Below are 21834 nucleotides of genomic sequence, written 5' to 3' on the forward strand. Positions count from 1 at the left end.
CTACTCGCCTGATTTTAAGGCAGAATAGATAAGGCATTTTTTCTTTTATTTAATCCAGCTTCAGCGGCTAGAATGGTCGGTGGCTTCACTTCTTCCTACGAGGCAAAAAACGCCTCTATGTCTGAAGCTCCATCCCCCTCCCATTCTGAACGAGCCGCTTGCACTTTTTATTTAATCCAGCTTCAGCAGCTAGAATGATCGGTGGCTTCACTTCTTCCTACGAGGCAAAAAACGCCTCTACGTCTGAAGCTCCATCCCCCTCCCATTCTGAACGAGCCGCTTGCACTTTTTATTTAATAACCAAATTCGGTTTTTTATTTAAGCTATGGCGGCCGTCTACGAAGCGTACTGTGCCTGATTTCGCACGCATAACAAGGGATTGTGTTGTCCCAACGCTACCTTTAAATTGAACGCCTCGTAATAGTTCTCCGTCTGTTACACCTGTTGCTGCAAAGATTGCATCGTCACCTTTTACTAAGTCTTCCATACGAAGGATACGATTGATATCTTCAATGCCCATTTTTTTACAACGTGCTAATTCAGCTTCGTTTTGAGGTAAGAGCTTCCCGTGAATTTCTCCACCTAAGCATTTTAATGCAACCGCAGCTAATACACCTTCAGGTGCTCCACCAGAACCGAATAGAATATCTACACCAGTACGGTCAAATGCTGTATTGATTGCTCCAGCTACATCTCCATCGTTAATTAATTTAATACGAGCACCAGCTTTACGAATTTCTTCGATAATTGCTTGATGACGTGGACGGTTTAAAACTGTCGCTACAACATCTTCGATATCTTTATTTTTCGCTTTCGCAACTGCACGTAAGTTGTCGATAATAGGTGCGTCAATATCAACTGCACCAACCGCTTCTGGACCAACCGCTATTTTATCCATGTACATGTCAGGAGCATGTAACAAATTGCCGTGATCTGCAATTGCAATAACAGCAAGCGCATTCCAGCCGCCAGCCGCTACGATATTTGTCCCTTCTAAAGGATCAACTGCAACGTCTACGCGTGGTCCATATCCTGTACCCAATTTCTCTCCGATATATAGCATTGGCGCTTCATCCATTTCACCTTCGCCAATTACAACTGTACCTTTCATCGGAATTGTATCAAATACATCACGCATAGCTGATGTTGCTGCACCATCTGCCTCATCTTTTTTTCCGCGCCCCATCCAACGCGCTGATGATAATGCTGCAGCCTCTGTTACACGTACTAACTCCATAGATAAACTTCTTTCCACAATAATCCCTCTCCTTTAAGTCTTTATATTTCTGCCGTATTTTGTGAACCGTGTTTTTCTATAAAGTGCACTTCCGTTAGTAGTGATTCTTCGCTCCCCATTAACGGAAGTATCACCACCTTATCCCGATTGGTGAGGGCTAATAATCGGCATGGGATATCCCATACTGATTAAAGTTTCACTTTATGCATTCTTCATTTCTTCAATTTCTTGCTTTGTCATTTGTTCTCGCCAAATGTTTGCACCAAGCCCTTTAAGCTTGTCTACTATATTTTCGTAACCTCGATCAATATGATCAAGTCCCGTTACTTCTGTAATGCCATCTGCCATTAAACCCGCAATAACAAGGGACGCACCAGCTCGTAAGTCACTCGCTTTCACCTTCGCACCTTGCAATAAAACAGGTCCAGTCACAATCGCTGAACGGCCTTCTACTTTAATCTGTGCGTTCATACGGCGCAATTCATCAATATGCTTGAAACGTGCGCTGTAAATTGTATCAGTTACAACTCCTGTTCCATGCGCTTTTGTTAAAAGCGTTGTAAACGGCTGTTGTAAATCTGTCGGAAACCCTGGATATACAAGCGTTTTTACATCAACTACTTTTAACTTTCTATTGCCGTTCACTGTAATTTGATCATCGTTCGTTTCAACTTGAACACCAGCTTCCCTTAGCTTCGCAGTAACGGATTCTAAATGCTGAGGAATAACATTATCAACTGTTACTTCTCCTCCTGACGCTGCTCCTAAAATCATATACGTACCAGCTTCAATACGATCTGGAATGATAGTGTGGTGACAACCATGTAAAGAATCCACACCATCAATTCGGATTACGTCTGTACCAGCACCTTTAATACGTGCTCCCATACTCGTTAACAATGTGGCTACATCAATAATCTCTGGTTCTTTCGCTGCATTTTCAATAACAGTTCTACCTTTCGCTCGTACAGCCGCTAGCATAATATTAATCGTAGCTCCTACACTAACAACATCTAAATAAATACGCGCTCCACGTAGTTCATCTGCTCTTAAATAAATGGCACCTTGTTCATTTGTAACATGTGCCCCTAACGCTTCAAACCCTTTAATATGCTGATCAATCGGTCGTGGCCCTAAATGACATCCACCTGGAAGCCCAATAACAGCTTTTTTAAAACGGCCAAGCATTGCACCCATTAAATAATAAGAGGCGCGCAATTTTTTCACTTTTCCATTTGGTAAAGGCATCGCAACCATGTTAGAAGGATCGACTACCATCTCTTCTTCCTGCCCATAAGTTACTTTCCCTCCAATTTCCTCTAGTAAGTCTCCTAACATTTTCACGTCCGAAATATTAGGAACGCCACCGATAGTTACTGGAGTATCTGCTAAAATTGTCGCTGGAATTAGTGCAACCGCACTGTTCTTTGCACCACTCACGCGAATTGTTCCATTTAAAGCTCTTCCGCCTTCAATTAGCAACTTTTCCATATTGAGCTCCCTTCTTGTGAATGTATTTATCTTCTACTTCTTTATAAGAAGTAGAAGATTCCCCCTTAAGAATCTCAATCACTCTTTCCATCCAAACTCAATAAATAGAAAACCATCACCTGTAGCTCCCCTGCTGTACAAATAGATGAAGATTAACTATTCATCGAATCAAATTCCTCAATTCAGATACTTACCACATTTATTAATAGGACTATGCACATTATTTTCTATATTTGCAAACTAAAAATTCACTTTATAAAATCTTTAGACTTGTTCACGCTTTCATTATACAACGAAAGGAAACCGTCTAAAAGACTAGACGGTTTCCAAAACGGAATTTTATTCTTACGCTTTACCGTTAGAACCGAACTCACGCATTTTACCAGCAACAGTTGCTTTAATAGCGTCGCGGCCAGGTCCAATATATTTACGAGGATCGTAAACTTCTTGGTCTTTGCTTAATGCTTCACGAACAGCTTTTGTAAACTCAATTTGGTTCTCAGTGTTTACGTTAATTTTTGAAGTACCTAAAGAAATAGCTTTTACGATATCAGCAGTTGGGATACCAGTACCACCGTGTAATACTAAAGGTACGCCAGTGAAGTCACGAACTTGTTCCATTTCAGCGAATCCTAAGTTAGGCTCACCTTTGTAAGGACCGTGTACAGAACCTAAAGCTGGAGCTAGGCAATCGATACCTGTTGCTTCAACAAGGTGCTTACACTCTGCTGGATCAGCATAAATTACGCCTTCAGCGATGATGTCGTCTTCTTGTCCGCCAACTGTTCCAAGCTCAGCTTCAACAGATACGTTACGAGCGTGTGCGTATTCTACCACTTTTTTAGTAGTTTCAACGTTTTCTTCGAATGGGTGGTGAGAAGCGTCGATCATTACAGATGTGAAACCTGCATCGATTGCTTCTTTACATTTTTCGAAGCTTGAACCATGGTCAAGGTGAATCGCTACAGGAACAGAAATGTTCATTTCTTCGATTAAAGCTTTAACCATAGCTACAACTGTTTTGAAACCAGTCATATGACGAGCTGCACCCTCAGATACACCTAGGATTACAGGAGATTTTTCTTCTTCCGCAGCAGCTAAGATAGCTTGAGTCCACTCTAAGTTGTTCATGTTGAATTGACCAACTGCGTATTTTCCTTCTAGTGCTGTGTTTAGCATTTCTTTCATAGAAACTAAAGGCATGGTGAATCCTCCTAAAAAACGTTTTTTGTATCCGATAAATTCTTATCGCTGGTAGTATGACCAGAATAAGGTAAAATATGTATATTTACATACCGGACTTCTTTCTACACTCAATAGGATAACAACTTGTACTCAAAAACTCAACTGTATTCACCTGCTCAATAGCCCATGTAAACGCTTTTTTCCATATTTTTTATAAAAAATTCATTTTTTAAGCCTCTACAGCAAGCTGATCTCTCACTGCTTGACGAATCTCATCAATATCAAACGGTTTAGCAAAGTGCATTAAAGCTCCTAAATCTTTCGCTTCTTGAATCATATCTAGTTCTCCATAAGCAGTCATTAAAATCACTTTAATACTCTCATCAATTTCTTTTACATGTTTTAAAATCTCTATACCATCCATACCTGGGATTTTCATATCTAAGACTACTAAATCTGGATTATCTTTTTTCACGATATCTAAAGCTTGAAATCCATTCGCTGCTTGGAACGTCTGATAACCTTCTTTTTGGAACACTTCATGCAATAAAACACGAATGCCATATTGATCATCAACGATTAAAATTTTCCCTTCCATAACTCCCAACCTTTCTGTGTAAGTACAAGATTTAAAGCTTCTTATATCTTATCGGTTTATTTTCGCTACTCTTTGCCAAATCCCTTCCTATTCTTTCTTATTTTACCGTTTCCTATTTTGTTATGCCACCCTACTATTTCCCCTTTCCAAAAAAAATAAGCTATAATGAGAACCAGCTAACACGAAAGAAAGGAGCAACAACATGTTAAAAATTTTTTCGACTCAATTAAGTGGATATTTCTCCAAAATTTCTCAAAAAGAGGAAATGAATATAGAAGATAGCGCTCGTCTACTTGCCCAGGCATTAGTTGGCGACGGCTTCATTTACTTGCATGGTACAAACGAAATGGAGGGTATTGTTTCAGAAGCATTATTTGGCGCCGAACCAATGAAACAAGCAAAATGTTTAATAGAAAACGGTGAACTGGCGGCAGTGACTTCTGCGGACCGCGTACTTCTTATTAGTCGTTTTTCGACAGATGAAGAAATTATAAACACCGCGAAAAAACTTCATGAAGGAGGCCAATCTATCGTTGGAATCTCGGCTATTCAAGAAGGTGCTGAATCACTGGAACAATATACAGATGTACATATTGATACAAAGCTGTTAAAAGGTCTTATTCCAGATGATGAAGGTAACCGCTACGGGTTCCCAAGTTTAATTATAGCCTTATTTGCTTATCACGGATTGAAATTTACAATTGATGAAATGTTAAACGAATATTAAAAAAAGCGCCCTATTTCAGGCGCTTTTTTTATTACTTGCTCTCTTTATTCGTAATAGAAGCACTTACGAAGTCATGGAACAATGGTTGTGGACGGTTTGGACGAGATACAAGTTCTGGGTGGAACTGTGCTGCCACGAACCAAGGGTGATCTTGTAATTCAATAATTTCCACTAGACGACCGTCTGGGCTTGTACCAGAGAATACAAATCCAGCTTTTTCCATATCTGGACGGAATTGATTGTTGAACTCATAACGATGACGATGACGTTCATATACAACCGGCTCGTTGTAAGCATTGTAAGCATTCGTTTCTTCAGCAAGCTTACATGGGTATAGACCAAGGCGAAGTGTACCACCTAAATCTTCTACATCTTTTTGTTCTGGTAATAAATCGATAATTGCATAAGGTGTGTCAGGATTAATTTCAGAAGAGTTAGCCCCTTCTAATCCTAATACGTTACGTGCAAATTCGATTGATGCAAGTTGCATACCTAAGCAAATTCCTAAGAATGGAACTTTGTTTTCACGAGCATATTGAATTGCAACGATTTTACCTTCTACACCACGATCGCCGAAGCCACCTGGTACAAGGATACCATCTGTGTCGCCAACTAATTCTTTTACGTTCTCTGCTGTTACGTGCTCAGCGTTTACCCATTTCACTTCTACATCTGTGTCGAATGAATAACCTGCATGACGAAGTGCTTCTACAACAGAAATATATGCGTCTTGAAGCTCTACGTATTTACCAACAAGAGCGATTTTTGTTTTCTTAGAAAGGTTACGTACTTTATTAACTAGTGCAGTCCAATCTGTCATATCTGCAGCAGGATTGTCTAATTTTAAGTGATCGCAAACGATTTGGTCCATGTTTTGTTCTTGAAGAGCTAATGGAACCGCATATAAAGTATCTGCATCGCGTGCTTCGATAACTGCTTTTGTATCGATGTCACAGAATAATGCAAGCTTGTCTTTCATGTCCTGAGAAACAGGTAATTCTGTACGAACAACGATAATGTTCGGCTGAATACCTAAGCTGCGAAGCTCTTTAACGCTATGTTGCGTTGGTTTTGTTTTCATTTCACCCGCTGCTTTTAAGTACGGGATTAACGTACAGTGAATGTACATTACATTGTCACGACCGATGTCGCTCTTAATTTGACGAATTGCTTCTAAGAATGGTAGAGACTCGATATCACCAACAGTTCCACCGATTTCTGTAATAACAACGTCGGCGTTTGTTTCGCGACCAGAACGATATACACGTTCTTTAATTTCGTTAGTAATGTGAGGAATAACTTGAACTGTTCCTCCTAAATATTCACCACGACGCTCTTTTTGAAGAACTGAAGAGTAAATTTTACCTGTTGTTACGTTGCTGTATTTATTTAAGTTGATGTCGATAAAACGCTCATAGTGACCTAGGTCTAAGTCCGTTTCTGCACCATCATCTGTTACGAATACCTCACCGTGTTGGTATGGGCTCATAGTCCCTGGGTCTACGTTAATGTATGGATCAAACTTTTGAATAGTTACGTTTAAACCACGATTTTTTAAAAGTCTTCCAAGAGATGCTGCTGTAATACCTTTACCTAAAGACGATACTACACCGCCTGTTACAAAAATATACTTAGTCATGAAAATACTCCCTTCTACTTCGTTGTTATATAATCACCGTTGCAAAGCGCAACGTATGTAGATAACACTGTATCTATCTTATTGTTAGGCTCTTTTTATTTTCTAAACAAAAAACAAAAAAGAAAATTGCTCCCCTCATCACATAAAGTAATAAGTAGGGAGCAATTTTCTTTTATATTTACACTTTAAAAGTATTATCGTCTTTTTTTAAAGAGCCCAAAAATGATTCTACATGGACGATAATGAAAAGTCAAGAACTACCGCTCTTCCTCTTCTTCTTCTTCAGTTTCATCGTACTCAAGTTCTTCTTCTGCGAAGTCTTCATCATCTTCTTCTAAATCGTCAAGATCATCATCTTCATCATCTGCGTCTTCTTCTTCAAGAACCTTGTCCAAATCTTCTACATCTTCTACATCTTCTTCTGCATCTTCTACATCATCATCTTCTTCAATGTAGTCGTCAAAACCGTCCTCTTCAACTTTGCGTTTCTTCTTCGGTTTTGGCTGAGGCAGAATCTCTTCATCAATTTGCTCATATGGGTACCAGCTACGTAGCCCCCAACGATTTTCGCCTAAATTAATGAAACGTCCATCGATGTTTAAATCTGTATAAAATTGTGCGAGTTTCGCATTAACTTGTTCTTGAGATAGTCCCAGCACTTGAGCGATTTCTTGAACCAACTCGTTGAATGTCGTTGCTTGTCTTTTATCCCCTAAAACGCTATGTACAACTTCAATCATTGAACATTCTTTTAGCTCTTCTGGTGAATATTGCTTAAAATTCACTTATGCGGCACTTCCTTTCTTCAAATATAACCTTATATACAACGGTCTGCTTAAAAAAATCCATACTATTCATTATAAACAAAAGTCGCACAAATATGCTACAAAAAAAACGGGAAACTTTTATCCCGCTATTTGCGGGCAATAAAACTCCCACCTCAAAATTCGGATGGAGCAAAGAAGTTAGGTGGGAGCCCTGCTGCCCGTGAACACCCGATTGGTGAGGGCTAATAATCAGTGGGGGATGAACACAACCCCCACTGATTAAAGTTTCACTTTATATGGTAATAAAATTATAATTTGTCTATTCCTTATTTCGGAAGCATGTGCGCCCCTTGCATTACATACCTAATTTGCATTTCAGTATATTCTTCGAGCGTATACAGTTTTTGCAGTGCCCAGCGTCTAAATCCCCACATTTGTCCTTGTATGAAAATATTATGTGCAAGAAGCTGTATTTCCTTTTTATTTAGTGTAAATGTCCCATTTTCCGTACACTGCTCTAAAATATTCTCAAACATCCCGACCATTTGAAACTCTTTTTCTAATACATATGGGAGTGATTCTTTCGGTAAAAAACGTACCTCTTGATACATAATTAATACTTCTTCTTGCAATTCATCCATCACTTTAAAGTAATTCGTTATCGCTATCTTTAAGCTTTCTATACTTCCCTTCTCTGTACACACTACTTCCTCTAACCGCTCTTTTACATGTTCATAAATACTATCACAAACTAAATATAATACATCATCTTTTGTGCGAATGTATTCATAAAGTGTTCCGATACTAAATCCAGCCGCTTTCGCAATTTCTCTCGTTGTTGTACGCGGGAATCCTTTTTGCTTAAAAAGCTGCACTGCACCTTTAATCATTTGTTCACGCCTTAACGCAACTAATTTTTCATCTTTCACTGACGCATGTACATTATGTTTAACCATCCCTTCACCTCTCTCTATTATTTTTGGAAGTAAAAAGCGTAGGAAAATACCTACGCTTTCGTTCCTACTTCGTTAACATACGAGAAATTACAAGCCTTTGAATCTCTTGTGTTCCCTCATATATTTGTGTAATCTTTGCATCGCGCATATAACGCTCTACTGGATAATCTTTCGTATAACCATAACCACCAAATACTTGTACTGCTTCAGTCGTTACCTTCATCGCTGTATCACCTGCAAATACTTTTGACATCGCTGACTCTTTCCCGTACGGAAGCCCTTCAGATTCAAGCCAAGCCGCTTGATATGTTAAAAGACGCGCTGCCTCTACATCAGTTGCCATATCTGCAAGTTTAAAGCCAATTCCTTGTTGCGCCGCAATTGGCTTCCCAAACTGATGACGTTCTCTTGCATATTCTACAGAAGCATCTAAAGCGGATTGTGCAATCCCGACCGCTTGCGCCGCAATACCATTACGGCCGCCATCTAACGTTTGCATCGCAACTTTAAATCCTTGGCCCTCTTCCCCTAGCAGATTCCTTGCAGGAATACGGCAATCTTCAAACATAATTTCAGTCGTTGGAGAAGAGCGAATTCCTAACTTGCTTTCCTTCTTCCCAACCGAAAATCCTAGCGTATCACTCTCCACAATAAATGCACTCGTGCCGCGCTGCTTCGAATCAGGATCTGTTAATGCAAAAACAACATAAATATCAGCAATGCCGCCATTTGTAATAAAGATTTTCGAACCATTTAAAATGTAATGGTCTCCATCTCGTTTTGCAGTCGTCCTCATTCCGCCAGCATCTGATCCAGAGCTTGGTTCTGTTAAGCCATATGCACCAATTTTCTTCCCTTCAGCCATTGGGCGCAAAAACTTTTGTTTTTGCTCTTCCGTTCCAAATTTAAAAATTGGCCATCCAGCAAGTGAAGTATGCGCAGACAACGTTACACCTGTAGAAGCACAGACGCGGGATAATTCTTCAACAGCAATTACATACGCCAAGTAATCGCTTCCAATTCCGCCGTATTCTTCAGGCCACGGAATACCGGTCAAACCAAGCTCTGCCATTTGATCGAATAAAGCTCGATCAAATCGCTCTTCCTCATCACGCTCTGCTGCTGTCGGTGCTACTTCATTCCTTGCAAAATCCCGAACCATTTTCCTTATCATTTCATGTTCTTCTGATAATTTAAAATGCATTCCCGTCTCCCCCTCTGCCTTTTTATAAAGCTCGACTAATTACAAGCTTTTGTATTTCGCTCGTTCCTTCATATATTTGTGTAATCTTCGCATCACGGAAAAATCTTTCTACTGGATAATCTTTCGTATAACCATAACCACCAAATACTTGCACTGCTTCAATCGCAACTTCAACAGCCGTCTTAGAAGCAAATAATTTCGCAATAGAAGCTTCTTTACCGCATGGTAATCCTTGTGCTCTTAGCGATGCCGCTCTGTATACAAGTAATCGCGCTGCTTCTACGCTAGTCGCCATATCTGCAAGTTTGAATCCGATTCCTTGCTGCGCCGCAATTGGCTTTCCGAATTGCTCACGCTCTTTCGCATAATCAATCGCACTTGCAAGCGCCGCTTCCGCGATCCCTAATGCCTGCGCTCCGATTCCAATTCGCCCAACATCTAAATTCGCCATTGCCACCTTAAATCCTTGTCCTTCTTCACCAAGTAAATTCTCAGCCGGCACTTTCATATCTTCAAACGTAAGTTGCACTGTGCGAGAACCAAGAAGCCCCATCTTATGCTCATCTTTTCCGATGATTAATCCTGGTGTATCTTTCTCTACTATAAATGCTGAAATCCCGCTTTTCCCCGCCTCTGGATTTGTAGACGCGAAGACGATATATGTACTTGCTTCACCACCATTTGTAATAAAGACTTTCGATCCATTAATGATGTAGTGATCGCCTTTCTTTACAGCTCTTGATTTCAAACTGCCTGCATCTGATCCTGCATTCGGTTCTGTTAGAGCAAATGCGCCTAAATATTCACCAGTCGCCAGTTTAGAAACATACTTCTGCTTCTGTTCTTCTGTTCCGAAATACAAAATCGGATTCATTCCAACTGACGTATGTACAGCTAAAATTACACCGACCGTTGCGCTTACCTTTGAAATTTCTTCAATCGCTAGAATGTAAGAAATAAAATCCATTTCTGCCCCGCCATATTTTGCAGGCGCCGGAATACCCATTAGTCCAAGCTCACCCATCTTTTGCAAAATCTCTTTTGGGAACACCCCTTGTTCCATACTAGGAACAAAGGGAGCTATTTCCTTCTGCGCAAAATCTCGAACCATTTTCCTCATCATTTGTTGCTCTTCAGTAAAGTGAAAATTCATGTACTTCGCCTCCATTTGCTATATATCTTTTTAATAATTTGGTAAGACCACTACTTTAATAAAGGGAGGAATTTATTCGTAAACGTAGAAACCACGACCCGTTTTACGTCCTAACCATCCTGCATTCACATACTTACGTAATAATGGACATGGGCGATATTTACTATCTCCTAATCCTTCATGCAACACTTCCATAATGTATAAACACGTATCTAAACCGATAAAATCAGCTAATGTAAGTGGTCCCATCGGATGATTCATACCGAGTTTCATTACTTCATCAATCGCTTCTTTCGTCGCTACACCTTCATATAACGTATAGATTGCTTCGTTAATCATCGGTAATAAAATACGGTTCGAGACAAACCCTGGGAAATCATTTACTTCAACTGGCACTTTCCCGATTTTTTTCGTAATATCCTCAATCGTTTCGTACACTGCATCATCTGTAGCTAAACCACGAATAATTTCAACGAGTTTCATAACTGGAACTGGATTCATAAAGTGCATGCCGATTACTTTCTCAGGTCGTTTCGTTACCGCTGCAATTTCCGTAATTGGTAACGATGACGTATTCGTCGCTAAAATTGCGTGTTCTGGAGCAATTTCATCTAGATTCGCAAAAATTTTCTTTTTAATATCCATTTTTTCAACAGCTGCTTCAATAATAAGATCAGCTTCTTTGACACTATTTAAATCGAGCGTCCATGTAAGACGATTTAAAGTCGCTTCTTTCTCTTCTTCCTTCATACGACCTTTTTCTACTTGGCGGGCTAAATTTTTCGAAATAACAGCTAGCCCTCTATCTAATTGCTCTTGCTTTAAATCTTGCACTTTCACATCATAGCCTGCCATTGCACACACTTGTGCGATACCTGAACCCATTTGCCCTGCACCAATTACAACTATTTTTTGTACACCCATTCTTTCTTCCCCCTTAATATAAGTTGTTAATAAACCGAAAATTTCCTGAACGTAAATTAATGAACCTCAATCATCACTGCATCACCTTGACCGCCACCGCTACAAATAGAAGCAATTCCAATTCCGCCGCCGCGCTGCTTCAGTGCATGGATAAGTGTAACGATAATACGTGCTCCGCTCGCTCCAATTGGATGCCCCATTGCTACAGCACCACCATTTACATTCAATTTTTCCGGATCGATTCCTGCGATTTCTGTACTTGCAATTGCTACCGCCGCAAATGCCTCATTGATTTCAAATAGATCTATGTCTTCAATTGTCTTACCTGTCTTTTTCAGCAATTCATTAATTGCATAACCTGGCGTTCTTGGGAAATCCTTCGATTCTACCGCAATCGCCGTATGCGCCAAAATTGTCGCTAATGGCTTTCTTCCCTCTTGCTTCGCTCTGTCCTCGCTCATTAATACAAGTGCAGCACCGCCATCATTTAGTCCAGGAGCATTACCAGCTGTCACCGACGACGTCTTATCAAAAACAGGCTTTAATTTCGCTAATTTTTCAATCGTTGTATCCGCGCGTGGTGCCTCATCCTTAGCCACGACGATAGGATCGCCTTTTCTTTGCTGAATTGTTACTGGTACAATCTCCTCTTCAAAACGACCTTCCTTATGTGCCGAAACCGCACGTTGATGGCTACGATATGCCCATTCATCTTGTGCTTCGCGGGAGATCCCATCCTCGTTTGCAACTTCTCCGCCATAAACACCCATGTGTATACCTGAAAATGCGCATGTTAAACCGTCTGCAACGTTTAAATCGATAACTTCGTTGTTACCCATTCTGTATCCCCATCTTGCCCCTCGTAAAATGTAAGGGCTGTTACTCATCGATTCCATTCCACCAGCTACAATCAGTGATTGATCACCAGTACGAATAATTTGATCCGCTAACGTAACTGCGCGAAGTCCTGATGCACAAACTTTATTTACTGTTTCTGTCTGCACTTCCCAAGGAATGCCGGCCGCTCTTGCTGCTTGGCGTGATGGAATTTGTCCTTGCCCTCCTTGGATAACCGTTCCAAATATAACTTCTTCAACATCACTAGCGGAAACATTCGCTCTTTCAAGCGCTGCCTTAATTGCGATTCCTCCAAGTTCTGTTGCTTTCACGTCTTTTAAAGTTCCTCCAAATTTTCCAACCGGTGTTCTTGCAGCACTTAAAATAACTGTTTTACTCATGTTTCTTTCCCCCATTTCTTTTTTTAGCACCGAGCGCTCGCTCGGCATTCCTACGCTTCGAAGAGGTGCAATTATTGCACCTCTTTCTAAAGTTGGATGCATTCCTACAAACTACATTGCTTCTTTCTTCTGTCCGATAACTGAGCGTTCTAAAATCTCTGTTACGTCCAGAGTTTGAACTGTTTCTTCAACTTCTTTCGCTTTCGTACCGTCACTAATCATCGTTAAGCAATACGGGCATCCTGTACCGATAATTGACGGCTGCACAGCTAGCGCTTGTTCTGTACGAGCAACGTTAATACGAGAACCTGCCGTTTCTTCCATCCACATTAGGCCACCACCCGCACCACAGCACATTCCCGTTTCACGGTTACGCGCCATTTCTACAAGGTTTACACCTGGAATTGCTTTTAGAATATCGCGCGGTGCTTCGTATACTTCGTTGTATCTTCCTAAGTAACAGGAATCATGATACGTAACTGTCTCTTCAATAGAATGGACAGGTTTTAAACGTCCTTCCTTCACCCACTGAGCTAGTAATTCTGTATGATGATAGACTTCTGCTTGTAAGCCAAAGTCCGGGTACTCATTTTTAAAAGTGTTATAAGCATGAGGGTCAATCGTAACGATTTTCTTCACTCCTGCTTTTTCAAATTCTTCAATATTTTTAGTCGCCATTTCCTGGAATACAAATTCATTTCCAAGGCGGCGCGGTGTATCACCAGAGTTCTTTTCCTTATTACCAAGAATTGCGAATGAAATGCCTGCTTCGTTCATTAGCTTCGCAAATGATATCGCAATCTTCTGACTGCGATTGTCATACGAACCCATTGATCCAACCCAGAATAAGTATTCAAACTCTTCGCCAGCTTTTGATTTCTCCTTTACAGTTGGAACTGTTACTTCATCGTCACCTTGGCGCCATGTTTCACGCTCTTTACGATTCAGTCCCCACGGATTCCCTTGACGCTCAATGTTTGTCATTGCACGCTGCGCTTCCGCGTCCATTTTCCCTTCTGTTAAAACGAGATAGCGGCGTAAATCAATAATTTTGTCAACATGCTCATTCATAACTGGGCACTGGTCCTCACAGTTACGGCACGTTGTACATGCCCAAATCTCTTCTTCTGTAATAACGTCTCCGATTAAACTTGGATCGTACGCTAGCGCTGTAGCCGCTGATTCTTGTTGTCCTTTTCCAGCTGCCATCATCGCTAACTGATTTCCTTGTGTATTATTAAAAGCAACAACTGGAACCCACGGTGCTTTTGATGTTACCGCTGCTCCTTTATCAGTTAAATGATCACGAAGTTTTAAAATTAAATCCATCGGTGATAACATTTTCCCTGTTCCTGTTGCCGGACACATATTTGTACAACGACCACATTCGACGCAAGAATATAAGTCGATAAGTTGATTTTGTCTAAAGTCTTCAATTTTACCAACACCGAATGTTTCTTGCGTTTCATCTTCAAAATCGATTTTTTCAAGTTTTCCTGGATTTGAAAGACGACCAAAAAATACGTTAACTGGTCCAGCAATTAAATGCGCATGTTTTGATTGTGGTACATAAACTAAAAACGTTAACAAGATTAATAGATGCACCCACCAAGAGAAATAGAACACTGAAATGGCTACGGTTTCATTTATCCCTGAGAAAACGTAAGCGATTGCAGAAGCGATTGGTTCACTCCACGAAAGCTCTTCGCCATGCCATATAATTCCCATCCCATTACCAATTAGCACAGAAATCATTAAGCCACCGATAAAGATAAGGACAAGACCTGATTTGAAATTACGTTTTAAACGAACAAGCTTTTCAACATAGCGTCTATGAAAAGCCCAAAAGACTGCAATTAAAATAACAAGTGTGACAATTTCCTGGAAGAATGTAAATGCAGGATATAGTGGTCCAAGTGGAAGATGTGATCCTGGTGCGAGCCCTTTCCAAACGAAGTCAATTGCTCCAAATTGGACAAGAATAAATCCGTAAAAGAACATAACGTGAATGATGCCGCTCTTTTTATCTTTCAGCAGCTTTTTTTGACCGAAAACATTGACCTTAAGGAGATCCCAACGTTCTTTAAAACGACGGTCAAATTCAATCTTTTTTCCTAATTGTATGTAGGCCATCCTCGTTCGTATAAGATATACAAACAAATATCCCGCATAAGCAATAACAGCAATGGCAGCCAGCCAATTAATGATTAGTAAGCTATTCATTTTATGCTACCCCTCTCTTTGTAAGCCCTCTTCCTTTTTTAGAATCTTCGAAAATATATAATTTTCTGAATTGTATCCCCTATTCCCATTATATAATGAGTGAGCATTCAGTCAACAGTTTTTTGTTATACAACAACACATTTTTTAATAAAGCTGTTTATTTCGGTGAAACTATAAAGTGAAACTTTAATCGGCGGGGCTGTTCATACCCAATGATTATTAGCCCACACTAATCGGACTTTTACGGGCAGCCCGCAAATAGCGGGCTAAATTGAACTTTTGATTTGTAAAAAATTGATGGTGAAAAGACCGTGAAGGAGGGAATTTACTTATGTTCTTCTTATCTCTCTTGTTATTAGGCAGCGCTCTCTGGATTACAATCGACCTTTCATACGGGAGAATTCTTCATTTAAAGCGCGTGCGTTCCCGTTCTTTCTCTTTACGTCAAAGTGATTTTCGCCTTTATACATACGGAAATGATCTGTACGATGCTCTCTTTACTGATATCAAACAAGCTAAACACCATGTGCACGTCTTATTTTTTATTGTAAAAAACGATGACATAAGTCGTAAATTTTTAAAGTTACTTATCGATAAAGCACAAGAAGGAATTGAAGTAAGACTTTTACTCGACCGGTTTGGAAGTCATTATTTATCAAAAGAAGCGGTTTACTCCCTACAAAAGCATGGTGTCTCTTTTTCATTTTGTCACAAAGTAAAATTTCCTTTTCTTTTCTTTTCTGCCAATCAAAGAAATCATAGAAAAATTACAGTTATTGACGGGAAAATTGGTTATATTGGTGGATTTAATATCGGCGAGGAATATTTAGGGCACAATCAAAAGTTAGGGTTATGGAGAGATTATCATTTACGTCTTACAGGTGAAGGGATACAAGATTTACAAAAACAATTTTTACATGACTGGTTTGATGATACGAACCAAAACTTATTAGATTCCTCTCTTTATTTTCCAGAACAACAACCTGGTGCTATTCTACATCGCTTCATCCCTACTGATGGTGCCTATTTACAAAATACATTTTTACATTTAATCGAAAGCGCGGAAAAAGAACTCTTTATCGGTACACCATATTTTATTCCTGGAAAAAAAATTATGAACGCATTATTAAAAGCACGAAAACGTGGGGTTCAAATAACTATTCTCGTTCCACAAAAGGCAGATCACGCCCTCGTTCGAGAAGCAAAATTCCCATATTGCCGAAAGTTAATACAAGCTGGTTGTAATATTTACGCTTTTCAGCAAGGATTTTTCCACGCAAAAATTATTATAGTAGATGATCATATTTGTGATATCGGAACTGCTAATTTCGATATGAGAAGTTTATATAGTAACCATGAAATCAATTGCCTTTTATACGATAAACATTTCATACAAGAAGTAAAAAGCAAATTCGAGGAAGATTTGGGACGCTCCTCATTACTTTCCTTTGAAGATGTCAGCCCTCTCTCCATTATTGATAGAGGAAAGGAATGGATAGGAACGATACTCGCGTTCTTTTTATAGGGAAATTTCAAGAGCCAAAGAGGTGAATCACATATGATAATGCGATTTGGATATGTCTCACATGCTACGGCATTATGGGACTGTTCGCCTGCCAAAACAATGACATTTACAAGCTGGAAAAAACTAAAAAAACAAGAGCGTGAAGATAAATTATATAATGTCACACTGCAAAATCTAGAACACACAATACGCATCCTTCATTACAATATTGCACACGAAATTCCATTATATCGTTTATCATCTTCTATCGTCCCGCTTGCAACACATCCTGAAGTTGAATTTGATTACATTCAACTATTTGCTCCACTATGGCGTAAAATAGGAGCATTAATTCAAGCACACAATTTACGCGTAAGTTTTCATCCCAATCAATTTACGCTATTTACAAGCGACAAACCACATATTACAAATAATTCCATTACAGATATGACCTATCATTATAACGTGTTAAATGCTATGGGAATTGCAGATTCTTCCTACATTAATATCCATGTAGGTGGCGCGTATGGAAATAAGGAGAAGGCAATCGAACGTTTTCATGAAAACATACAACAACTTCCTTACCATATAAAAAGACAAATGACTCTTGAAAATGACGATAAAACATATACAACTTCTGAAACTTTGGCTATTTGTCAAAAAGAAAAAATCCCTTTCGTGTTCGATTATCATCATCACATAGCGAACCTTTGTAATGAATCGCTAGAAGAATTACTTCCTATGATATTTAAAACTTGGTCACATACAAATGTCCTTCCTAAAGTTCATATTTCTTCTCCTAGATCTGAAAAAGAATTTAGGGCCCACGCAGATTATATTGATTTAGAGTTTATTAAACCTTTTTTGCACATTACAAAAAAAATTGATCATGATTTCGATATTATGATTGAAAGTAAACAAAAGGATTTAGCACTTCTTCAGTTAATAGATGAAATCGCTTCTATAAGAGGGATAAAAAGAAAAAACGGCGCAACGTTACAATGGTAATTTGTAACACTGCGCTATTTTTTCAAAAAAAGTAATTCTTATAGCAAAAAACATCCCAATTTATATGCTATTATTTAAATTAGCATTTTCCCCCTGCGATTCAACTTTATTGAAACGGAGTCATAATATGATTAATCAAAAAAAATATGTACAATTTGTCATGATGTATATAATTATATTTTCTCTTTGGATATTCCTTATCCCTAGGGATTTAAATATAAAAGAAATTGGAATTCTCTTCTTATTTTGGTTTGCTACACTCTTTTCTTGCTATTGCTTATATAAAGCAATTAAAAAGATGAAGCACGGTGACAAACTATTTTGGGTTCTAGTACTATGCACTTGTATATGTGGATTAGCTATGGAGATAACTTTATTTCTTCATTCACTTTCTATATATGATCAAGTCATATTCTCCTATAAGGCATTGCCTTTTTTCATCATACAATATATTTTGCTCTTTTCTGGCTTTGCTATAAAGTTTATAAAACATTACTCTATTAGAGGCCTTGCTCAATTTTCATTCGATAGCATCTTTATTGTTATTATGAATATTTATTTTACCTTAACTTTTATTTTGGATCTTTCGAGCTTTCGTATGTTAACAACAGATACGTGGTTTTTAATTGGATACTTTATTGCACAATCATTAGTGATTTACGCCGTTATTAGTCTATATAGAAGAGAACAATATTCTTCTAGTAGAATTTCGTTAATTATCGGCTTTACTATCATACTTGTATACGGATATATACACCTATTCCAGTTAAACTCAGGAATGAAACCTTCTTCTGAAGTCTCTTACTTAATACATACTGCTTCAATTTTATTAATCGGTTTATCATCCATACTATATATTTTGGATACACCCATGCAACATGAAACGAAAGCGAAATATTATCGATTCGATTATGTGCGCTTTATATTACCATATTTCAGTATAATCATTACCTTTGCCTTTATTCTTATTCAACCTTGGGATGATAAGTTCATGTTAATCGGTCTCGTATTATCACTCATCTTATTATTCCTACGACAACTTTACATGTGGAAAGATAATCAAGTACTAATCGATACGTACGAACAGTTGACTACACAACTAGAAGGAAAAGTTGAAGAAGGTGCATCTGCGTTATCAAAAAGTGAACAACGTTATACATCTTTATTCGAAGATCATCCTGATGCCGTTTTCTCTTTAAATATGAATGGCATTTTTCAACAATCTAATAAGGCTTGTGAAAGCTTATTTACTGCCTACTATTGTGAAGTCGAAAGCTATTCCCTTCTACACTTTATTGATTTAAAAGACCATGATCTATTAAAGAGAGCTTTACAAATAACTAAAGAAGGTAGACCACAGACTTTAGAGGTTCGTACAAAAGAAAAAGAAGGCTACTACTATTACCTTCACATTACACTCATCCCTACTTTCATAAATAAAGAAGTTGTTGGGATGTTCGGCATAGCACGTGATATTACAACTTTATATGAAAAACAAAAACAAGTGGAACATTTAGCCTTTCATGATGCACTTACAGGACTACCGAATCGCCGGAAATTCGAAAAAGATTTAAAAACGATTTTAAATACAGCTCAAAACAACACTAATGACGTTGCGGTCATGTTCCTCGACCTAGATCGATTTAAAAAAATTAACGATCGACTCGGCCATGATGTTGGGGATCTATTATTAATTGAAGTAGCAAAAAGATTACGTGGATGTTTGCGTTCAAAAGATATCGTTGCCCGCCAAGGCGGAGATGAATTTACGATTCTATTACCAGATATGTACTCTGAAAAAAGTGCTTCTTTTATAGCTGAACAAATTTTAACTACCTTAAATAAGCCTTACTTTATTAAAGATGAAGAACTTTCTGTTACACCGAGTATCGGAATTGCAATGTACCCTGACTACGGAACCGATGTAACCGAATTAATGAAAAATGCAGATATGGCTATGTATCGAGCAAAGGCAAATGGAAAAAACAGATTCGTTTTCTTCTCAAAAGAAATGAGTATTGCTCAAAATGAAATACACTTCCTAGAAGGTGAGCTTTCAAAAGCACTACAACAAAATGAATTTTTCCTTGAATACCAGCCACAAGTAAACACAAAAACAAAAAAAATTATCGGTTTTGAGGCGTTAATTCGTTGGAAACACCCAAAACTCGGGATTGTATCACCTGTCCAATTCATCCCTCTAGCAGAGGAGACAGGATTTATTATTGAACTTGGTAATTGGATTTTACGTACAGCCTGCTTAGAAGCAAAAAAGTGGCATAACCAAGGATTTTCTCACTTAAAGGTTGGTGTGAATTTATCTGTTGTTCAATTTAATCACGCAGATTTAATATCAACTATTTCAAAAGTCTTGGAAGAAACAGAACTAAAGCCGGAAGCGCTAGATATTGAGATTACGGAAAGTATCGCGATTAATCAAAATCATTCTGTAATTGCTAAACTAGAAGAACTTCAAAATCTTGGTATTCAAATTTCAATTGATGATTTTGGAACTGGTTATAGTTCTTTAGCTTATTTAACGAAATATCCAATCAATACATTAAAAATTGCTCGAGAATTTATTTGTGGAATTACAAATAGCCCTTTAGAAGAAGCCATTATCGCTTCCATTATTACGCTATCAAAAGAGTTAAATTTAGAGGTTATTGCGGAAGGTGTAGAAACAGAAGAACAATGGAAGTTTTTACACGAACAAAACTGTGACCACATTCAAGGATTCCTCTTTAGCAAGCCTGTTTCTAGTAAAGATGTTTGGATGTTACTCCATAAAAAAACAACCGTCTAAGTAAGACGGTTGTTTTTTAATACTCAAAAGGTATATCTGAAGCTAATTGTACCTCTTGATCATTATGAGAAATTACTTGACTTTTCTCTAAAGCTGTATCTCCTAATGAAATACCCCATGCCATTGCTAACGTTAATAGACTACCAATAAGTAGTTTTTTCATATTCCATCACCCGCATTTTTTCTTTAAATATATCATGAAAATTTATCCACATCTTATGCAATTATGCATATTTGTTTTTTAGGTCTTTTTTATTTCTTCATTTTTTTTATAAGTGATTCTTTATACGCATGGATTCCTAATATATCGAAAAAGAAGCAAGCTTTTTCATAAGCATCTTCAATCTCTGTCCTATCATACTCTAGCCTCTCTAGGCATTCACCTTTTTGATAGTATAACTGTCCAATCAATGCCATACTATTAATTCGACACGATAGTTCAATGGCTTTATTTGCGTGACATAGCGCTTCTTCGTATTGATTATCTAAGTATAATGCTTTTGCATGATTATGTCTCACCTTCACATCAAACTCTTTATTATCATGTAATGCCTCTAATTGTTTTAATATATCTTCAAATAACTCAATACTCTTCTTAAAATAGCCATTTTCAGCATAAATGTTTGCAATTGCGTTTTCAATATAAAGATTCTGATATACATCTATTCCTGCCAATTGTTGATTGAGCAATTTCTTTAATTCTAAAATACAATATTCGTAATCAATTTTTTTCAATATGTAAGCAGCTACATGATATTGCCATTGAAGAAATTGCTGAAGCTCGGGATGATATTCTTCCTTTTTCAGTTCATTCCATGCTTTATTATAAATTTCTTTATATTTCTTTTGCTTACAAAGCATAATGATTTGATCTTTTAACTGCTTTTTCCTCTCGATATCGGAATAAATGAGTACCTCATAAAAATGAATAATGGGAACCTGTAACTTCGCTGCGATACCTTGCAATATATCCATACTTGGGTATACCGCGCCCGACTCAATTCTGCTCACCTCCGATTGATGACATACATTATCGGAGAGTTGTTTCTGTGTTAATCCTCTCATTCCCCTAATTTTCTTTATTTCGCTTCCTAGTTTTTCTGCGTGCATACTTGCTCACCGTCCCATTATAACAATCTAATTTTTTAAGTTGTCATACCACTACAATAATGTG

The 21834-nt window shown here is 38.2% G+C and carries 18 protein-coding genes; 4 read left to right on the forward strand and 14 right to left on the reverse strand.

Annotation, left to right across the window (positions count from 1 at the left end):
- Nucleotides 1-289 precede the first annotated feature (289 nt).
- The 4 genes from glpX to spo0F all read right to left on the reverse strand — a co-directional run bounded on the left by glpX (nucleotide 290) and on the right by spo0F (nucleotide 4511).
- Nucleotides 290-1255 carry a class II fructose-bisphosphatase gene (gene glpX, locus EXW56_RS25475; protein ID WP_000442336.1) on the reverse strand — a complete coding sequence of 322 codons (966 nt, stop codon included), beginning with the start codon at nucleotides 1253-1255 and terminating at the stop codon, nucleotides 290-292.
- Nucleotides 1256-1438: 183 nt separating this feature from the next.
- Nucleotides 1439-2728, reverse strand: coding sequence for a UDP-N-acetylglucosamine 1-carboxyvinyltransferase (murA, locus tag EXW56_RS25480; RefSeq protein ID WP_002198761.1), 1290 nt, complete (start codon nucleotides 2726-2728; stop codon nucleotides 1439-1441).
- A gap of 345 nt (nucleotides 2729-3073) precedes the next feature.
- Nucleotides 3074-3931: a class II fructose-bisphosphate aldolase gene (locus EXW56_RS25485; RefSeq protein WP_002113064.1), complete on the reverse strand. Its 858-nt coding sequence runs from the start codon at nucleotides 3929-3931 to the stop codon at nucleotides 3074-3076.
- 211 nt (nucleotides 3932-4142) lie between these two features.
- Entirely contained in the window at nucleotides 4143-4511 is a 369-nt protein-coding gene (gene spo0F / locus EXW56_RS25490; RefSeq protein WP_000398592.1) for a sporulation initiation phosphotransferase Spo0F, read from the reverse strand.
- Between the two features lie 202 nt (nucleotides 4512-4713).
- On the opposite strand from spo0F, the gene EXW56_RS25495 reads away from it, so the two are divergent.
- Nucleotides 4714-5238, forward strand: coding sequence for a DUF2529 domain-containing protein (locus EXW56_RS25495; RefSeq protein WP_215597090.1), 525 nt, complete (start codon nucleotides 4714-4716; stop codon nucleotides 5236-5238).
- 31 nt (nucleotides 5239-5269) lie between these two features.
- Here EXW56_RS25495 and pyrG read toward each other — a convergent pair whose 3' ends face one another.
- The 8 genes from pyrG to EXW56_RS25535 form a co-directional block, all read right to left on the reverse strand.
- Nucleotides 5270-6877: a CTP synthase gene (pyrG, locus tag EXW56_RS25500; protein ID WP_002113067.1), complete on the reverse strand. Its 1608-nt coding sequence runs from the start codon at nucleotides 6875-6877 to the stop codon at nucleotides 5270-5272.
- Nucleotides 6878-7134: 257 nt separating this feature from the next.
- Complete coding sequence (rpoE, locus tag EXW56_RS25505; protein ID WP_002113069.1) at nucleotides 7135-7662, reverse strand: DNA-directed RNA polymerase subunit delta; 528 nt, start codon at nucleotides 7660-7662, stop codon at nucleotides 7135-7137.
- 308 nt (nucleotides 7663-7970) lie between these two features.
- Complete coding sequence (locus EXW56_RS25510) at nucleotides 7971-8600, reverse strand: TetR/AcrR family transcriptional regulator (protein ID WP_002198759.1); 630 nt, start codon at nucleotides 8598-8600, stop codon at nucleotides 7971-7973.
- Nucleotides 8601-8664: 64 nt separating this feature from the next.
- Complete coding sequence (acdA, locus tag EXW56_RS25515) at nucleotides 8665-9804, reverse strand: acyl-CoA dehydrogenase AcdA (RefSeq protein ID WP_002113071.1); 1140 nt, start codon at nucleotides 9802-9804, stop codon at nucleotides 8665-8667.
- Between the two features lie 22 nt (nucleotides 9805-9826).
- A complete protein-coding gene (locus EXW56_RS25520; protein WP_002113073.1) occupies nucleotides 9827-10957 on the reverse strand; it encodes an acyl-CoA dehydrogenase in 1131 nt (376 codons plus the stop codon).
- 72 nt (nucleotides 10958-11029) lie between these two features.
- The gene (locus tag EXW56_RS25525) at nucleotides 11030-11881 is read right to left on the reverse strand and encodes a 3-hydroxybutyryl-CoA dehydrogenase (RefSeq protein ID WP_002113074.1); all 852 of its coding nucleotides are present in this window, start codon (nucleotides 11879-11881) and stop codon (nucleotides 11030-11032) included.
- Between the two features lie 56 nt (nucleotides 11882-11937).
- Nucleotides 11938-13221, reverse strand: a complete 1284-nt coding sequence (locus tag EXW56_RS25530; RefSeq protein ID WP_215597091.1) for an acetyl-CoA C-acetyltransferase — start codon at nucleotides 13219-13221, stop codon at nucleotides 11938-11940.
- A gap of 9 nt (nucleotides 13222-13230) precedes the next feature.
- Complete coding sequence (locus EXW56_RS25535) at nucleotides 13231-15342, reverse strand: (Fe-S)-binding protein (protein ID WP_215597092.1); 2112 nt, start codon at nucleotides 15340-15342, stop codon at nucleotides 13231-13233.
- A 331-nt stretch (nucleotides 15343-15673) separates the two neighbouring features.
- On the opposite strand from EXW56_RS25535, the gene cls reads away from it, so the two are divergent.
- From cls to EXW56_RS25550, 3 genes are all read left to right on the forward strand, one after another.
- Nucleotides 15674-16867, forward strand: coding sequence for a cardiolipin synthase (gene cls, locus EXW56_RS25540; RefSeq protein WP_002113079.1), 1194 nt, complete (start codon nucleotides 15674-15676; stop codon nucleotides 16865-16867).
- 33 nt (nucleotides 16868-16900) lie between these two features.
- Nucleotides 16901-17854 (forward strand): UV DNA damage repair endonuclease UvsE, encoded by a 954-nt coding sequence (gene uvsE / locus EXW56_RS25545; RefSeq protein ID WP_215597093.1) that lies wholly within the window; start codon nucleotides 16901-16903, stop codon nucleotides 17852-17854.
- A 127-nt stretch (nucleotides 17855-17981) separates the two neighbouring features.
- The gene (locus EXW56_RS25550) at nucleotides 17982-20660 is read left to right on the forward strand and encodes a DUF4084 domain-containing protein (protein ID WP_215597094.1); all 2679 of its coding nucleotides are present in this window, start codon (nucleotides 17982-17984) and stop codon (nucleotides 20658-20660) included.
- Nucleotides 20661-20676: 16 nt separating this feature from the next.
- On the opposite strand, the gene papR is transcribed toward EXW56_RS25550, so the two are convergent.
- Together papR and EXW56_RS25560 are read right to left on the reverse strand one after the other, a co-directional pair.
- On the reverse strand, nucleotides 20677-20823 hold the full coding sequence (gene papR / locus EXW56_RS25555; protein ID WP_002113082.1) for a quorum-sensing peptide PapR: 147 nt from the start codon (nucleotides 20821-20823) through the stop codon (nucleotides 20677-20679).
- An 89-nt stretch (nucleotides 20824-20912) separates the two neighbouring features.
- Complete coding sequence (locus tag EXW56_RS25560; protein ID WP_002113084.1) at nucleotides 20913-21770, reverse strand: helix-turn-helix domain-containing protein; 858 nt, start codon at nucleotides 21768-21770, stop codon at nucleotides 20913-20915.
- Nucleotides 21771-21834 lie beyond the last annotated feature (64 nt).

Source organism: Bacillus mycoides (assembly GCF_018742245.1).
In the GTDB taxonomy this organism is placed as follows: domain Bacteria; phylum Bacillota; class Bacilli; order Bacillales; family Bacillaceae_G; genus Bacillus_A; species Bacillus_A cereus_U.

Excerpts from the sequence above, each read along its gene's own strand:
- murA (WP_002198761.1), bottom strand. The coding sequence starts at position 2,728 with ATGGAAAAGTTGCTAATTGAAGGCGGAAGAGCTTTAAATGGAACAATT.
- EXW56_RS25485 (WP_002113064.1), bottom strand. The coding sequence starts at position 3,931 with ATGCCTTTAGTTTCTATGAAAGAAATGCTAAACACAGCACTAGAAGGA.
- spo0F (WP_000398592.1), bottom strand. The coding sequence starts at position 4,511 with ATGGAAGGGAAAATTTTAATCGTTGATGATCAATATGGCATTCGTGTT.
- EXW56_RS25495 (WP_215597090.1), top strand. The coding sequence starts at position 4,714 with ATGTTAAAAATTTTTTCGACTCAATTAAGTGGATATTTCTCCAAAATT.
- pyrG (WP_002113067.1), bottom strand. The coding sequence starts at position 6,877 with ATGACTAAGTATATTTTTGTAACAGGCGGTGTAGTATCGTCTTTAGGT.
- EXW56_RS25510 (WP_002198759.1), bottom strand. The coding sequence starts at position 8,600 with ATGGTTAAACATAATGTACATGCGTCAGTGAAAGATGAAAAATTAGTT.
- acdA (WP_002113071.1), bottom strand. The coding sequence starts at position 9,804 with ATGCATTTTAAATTATCAGAAGAACATGAAATGATAAGGAAAATGGTT.
- EXW56_RS25520 (WP_002113073.1), bottom strand. The coding sequence starts at position 10,957 with ATGAATTTTCACTTTACTGAAGAGCAACAAATGATGAGGAAAATGGTT.
- EXW56_RS25525 (WP_002113074.1), bottom strand. The coding sequence starts at position 11,881 with ATGGGTGTACAAAAAATAGTTGTAATTGGTGCAGGGCAAATGGGTTCA.
- EXW56_RS25530 (WP_215597091.1), bottom strand. The coding sequence starts at position 13,221 with ATGCATCCAACTTTAGAAAGAGGTGCAATAATTGCACCTCTTCGAAGC.
- EXW56_RS25535 (WP_215597092.1), bottom strand. The coding sequence starts at position 15,342 with ATGAATAGCTTACTAATCATTAATTGGCTGGCTGCCATTGCTGTTATT.
- cls (WP_002113079.1), top strand. The coding sequence starts at position 15,674 with ATGTTCTTCTTATCTCTCTTGTTATTAGGCAGCGCTCTCTGGATTACA.
- uvsE (WP_215597093.1), top strand. The coding sequence starts at position 16,901 with ATGATAATGCGATTTGGATATGTCTCACATGCTACGGCATTATGGGAC.
- EXW56_RS25550 (WP_215597094.1), top strand. The coding sequence starts at position 17,982 with ATGATTAATCAAAAAAAATATGTACAATTTGTCATGATGTATATAATT.
- papR (WP_002113082.1), bottom strand. The coding sequence starts at position 20,823 with ATGAAAAAACTACTTATTGGTAGTCTATTAACGTTAGCAATGGCATGG.
- EXW56_RS25560 (WP_002113084.1), bottom strand. The coding sequence starts at position 21,770 with ATGCACGCAGAAAAACTAGGAAGCGAAATAAAGAAAATTAGGGGAATG.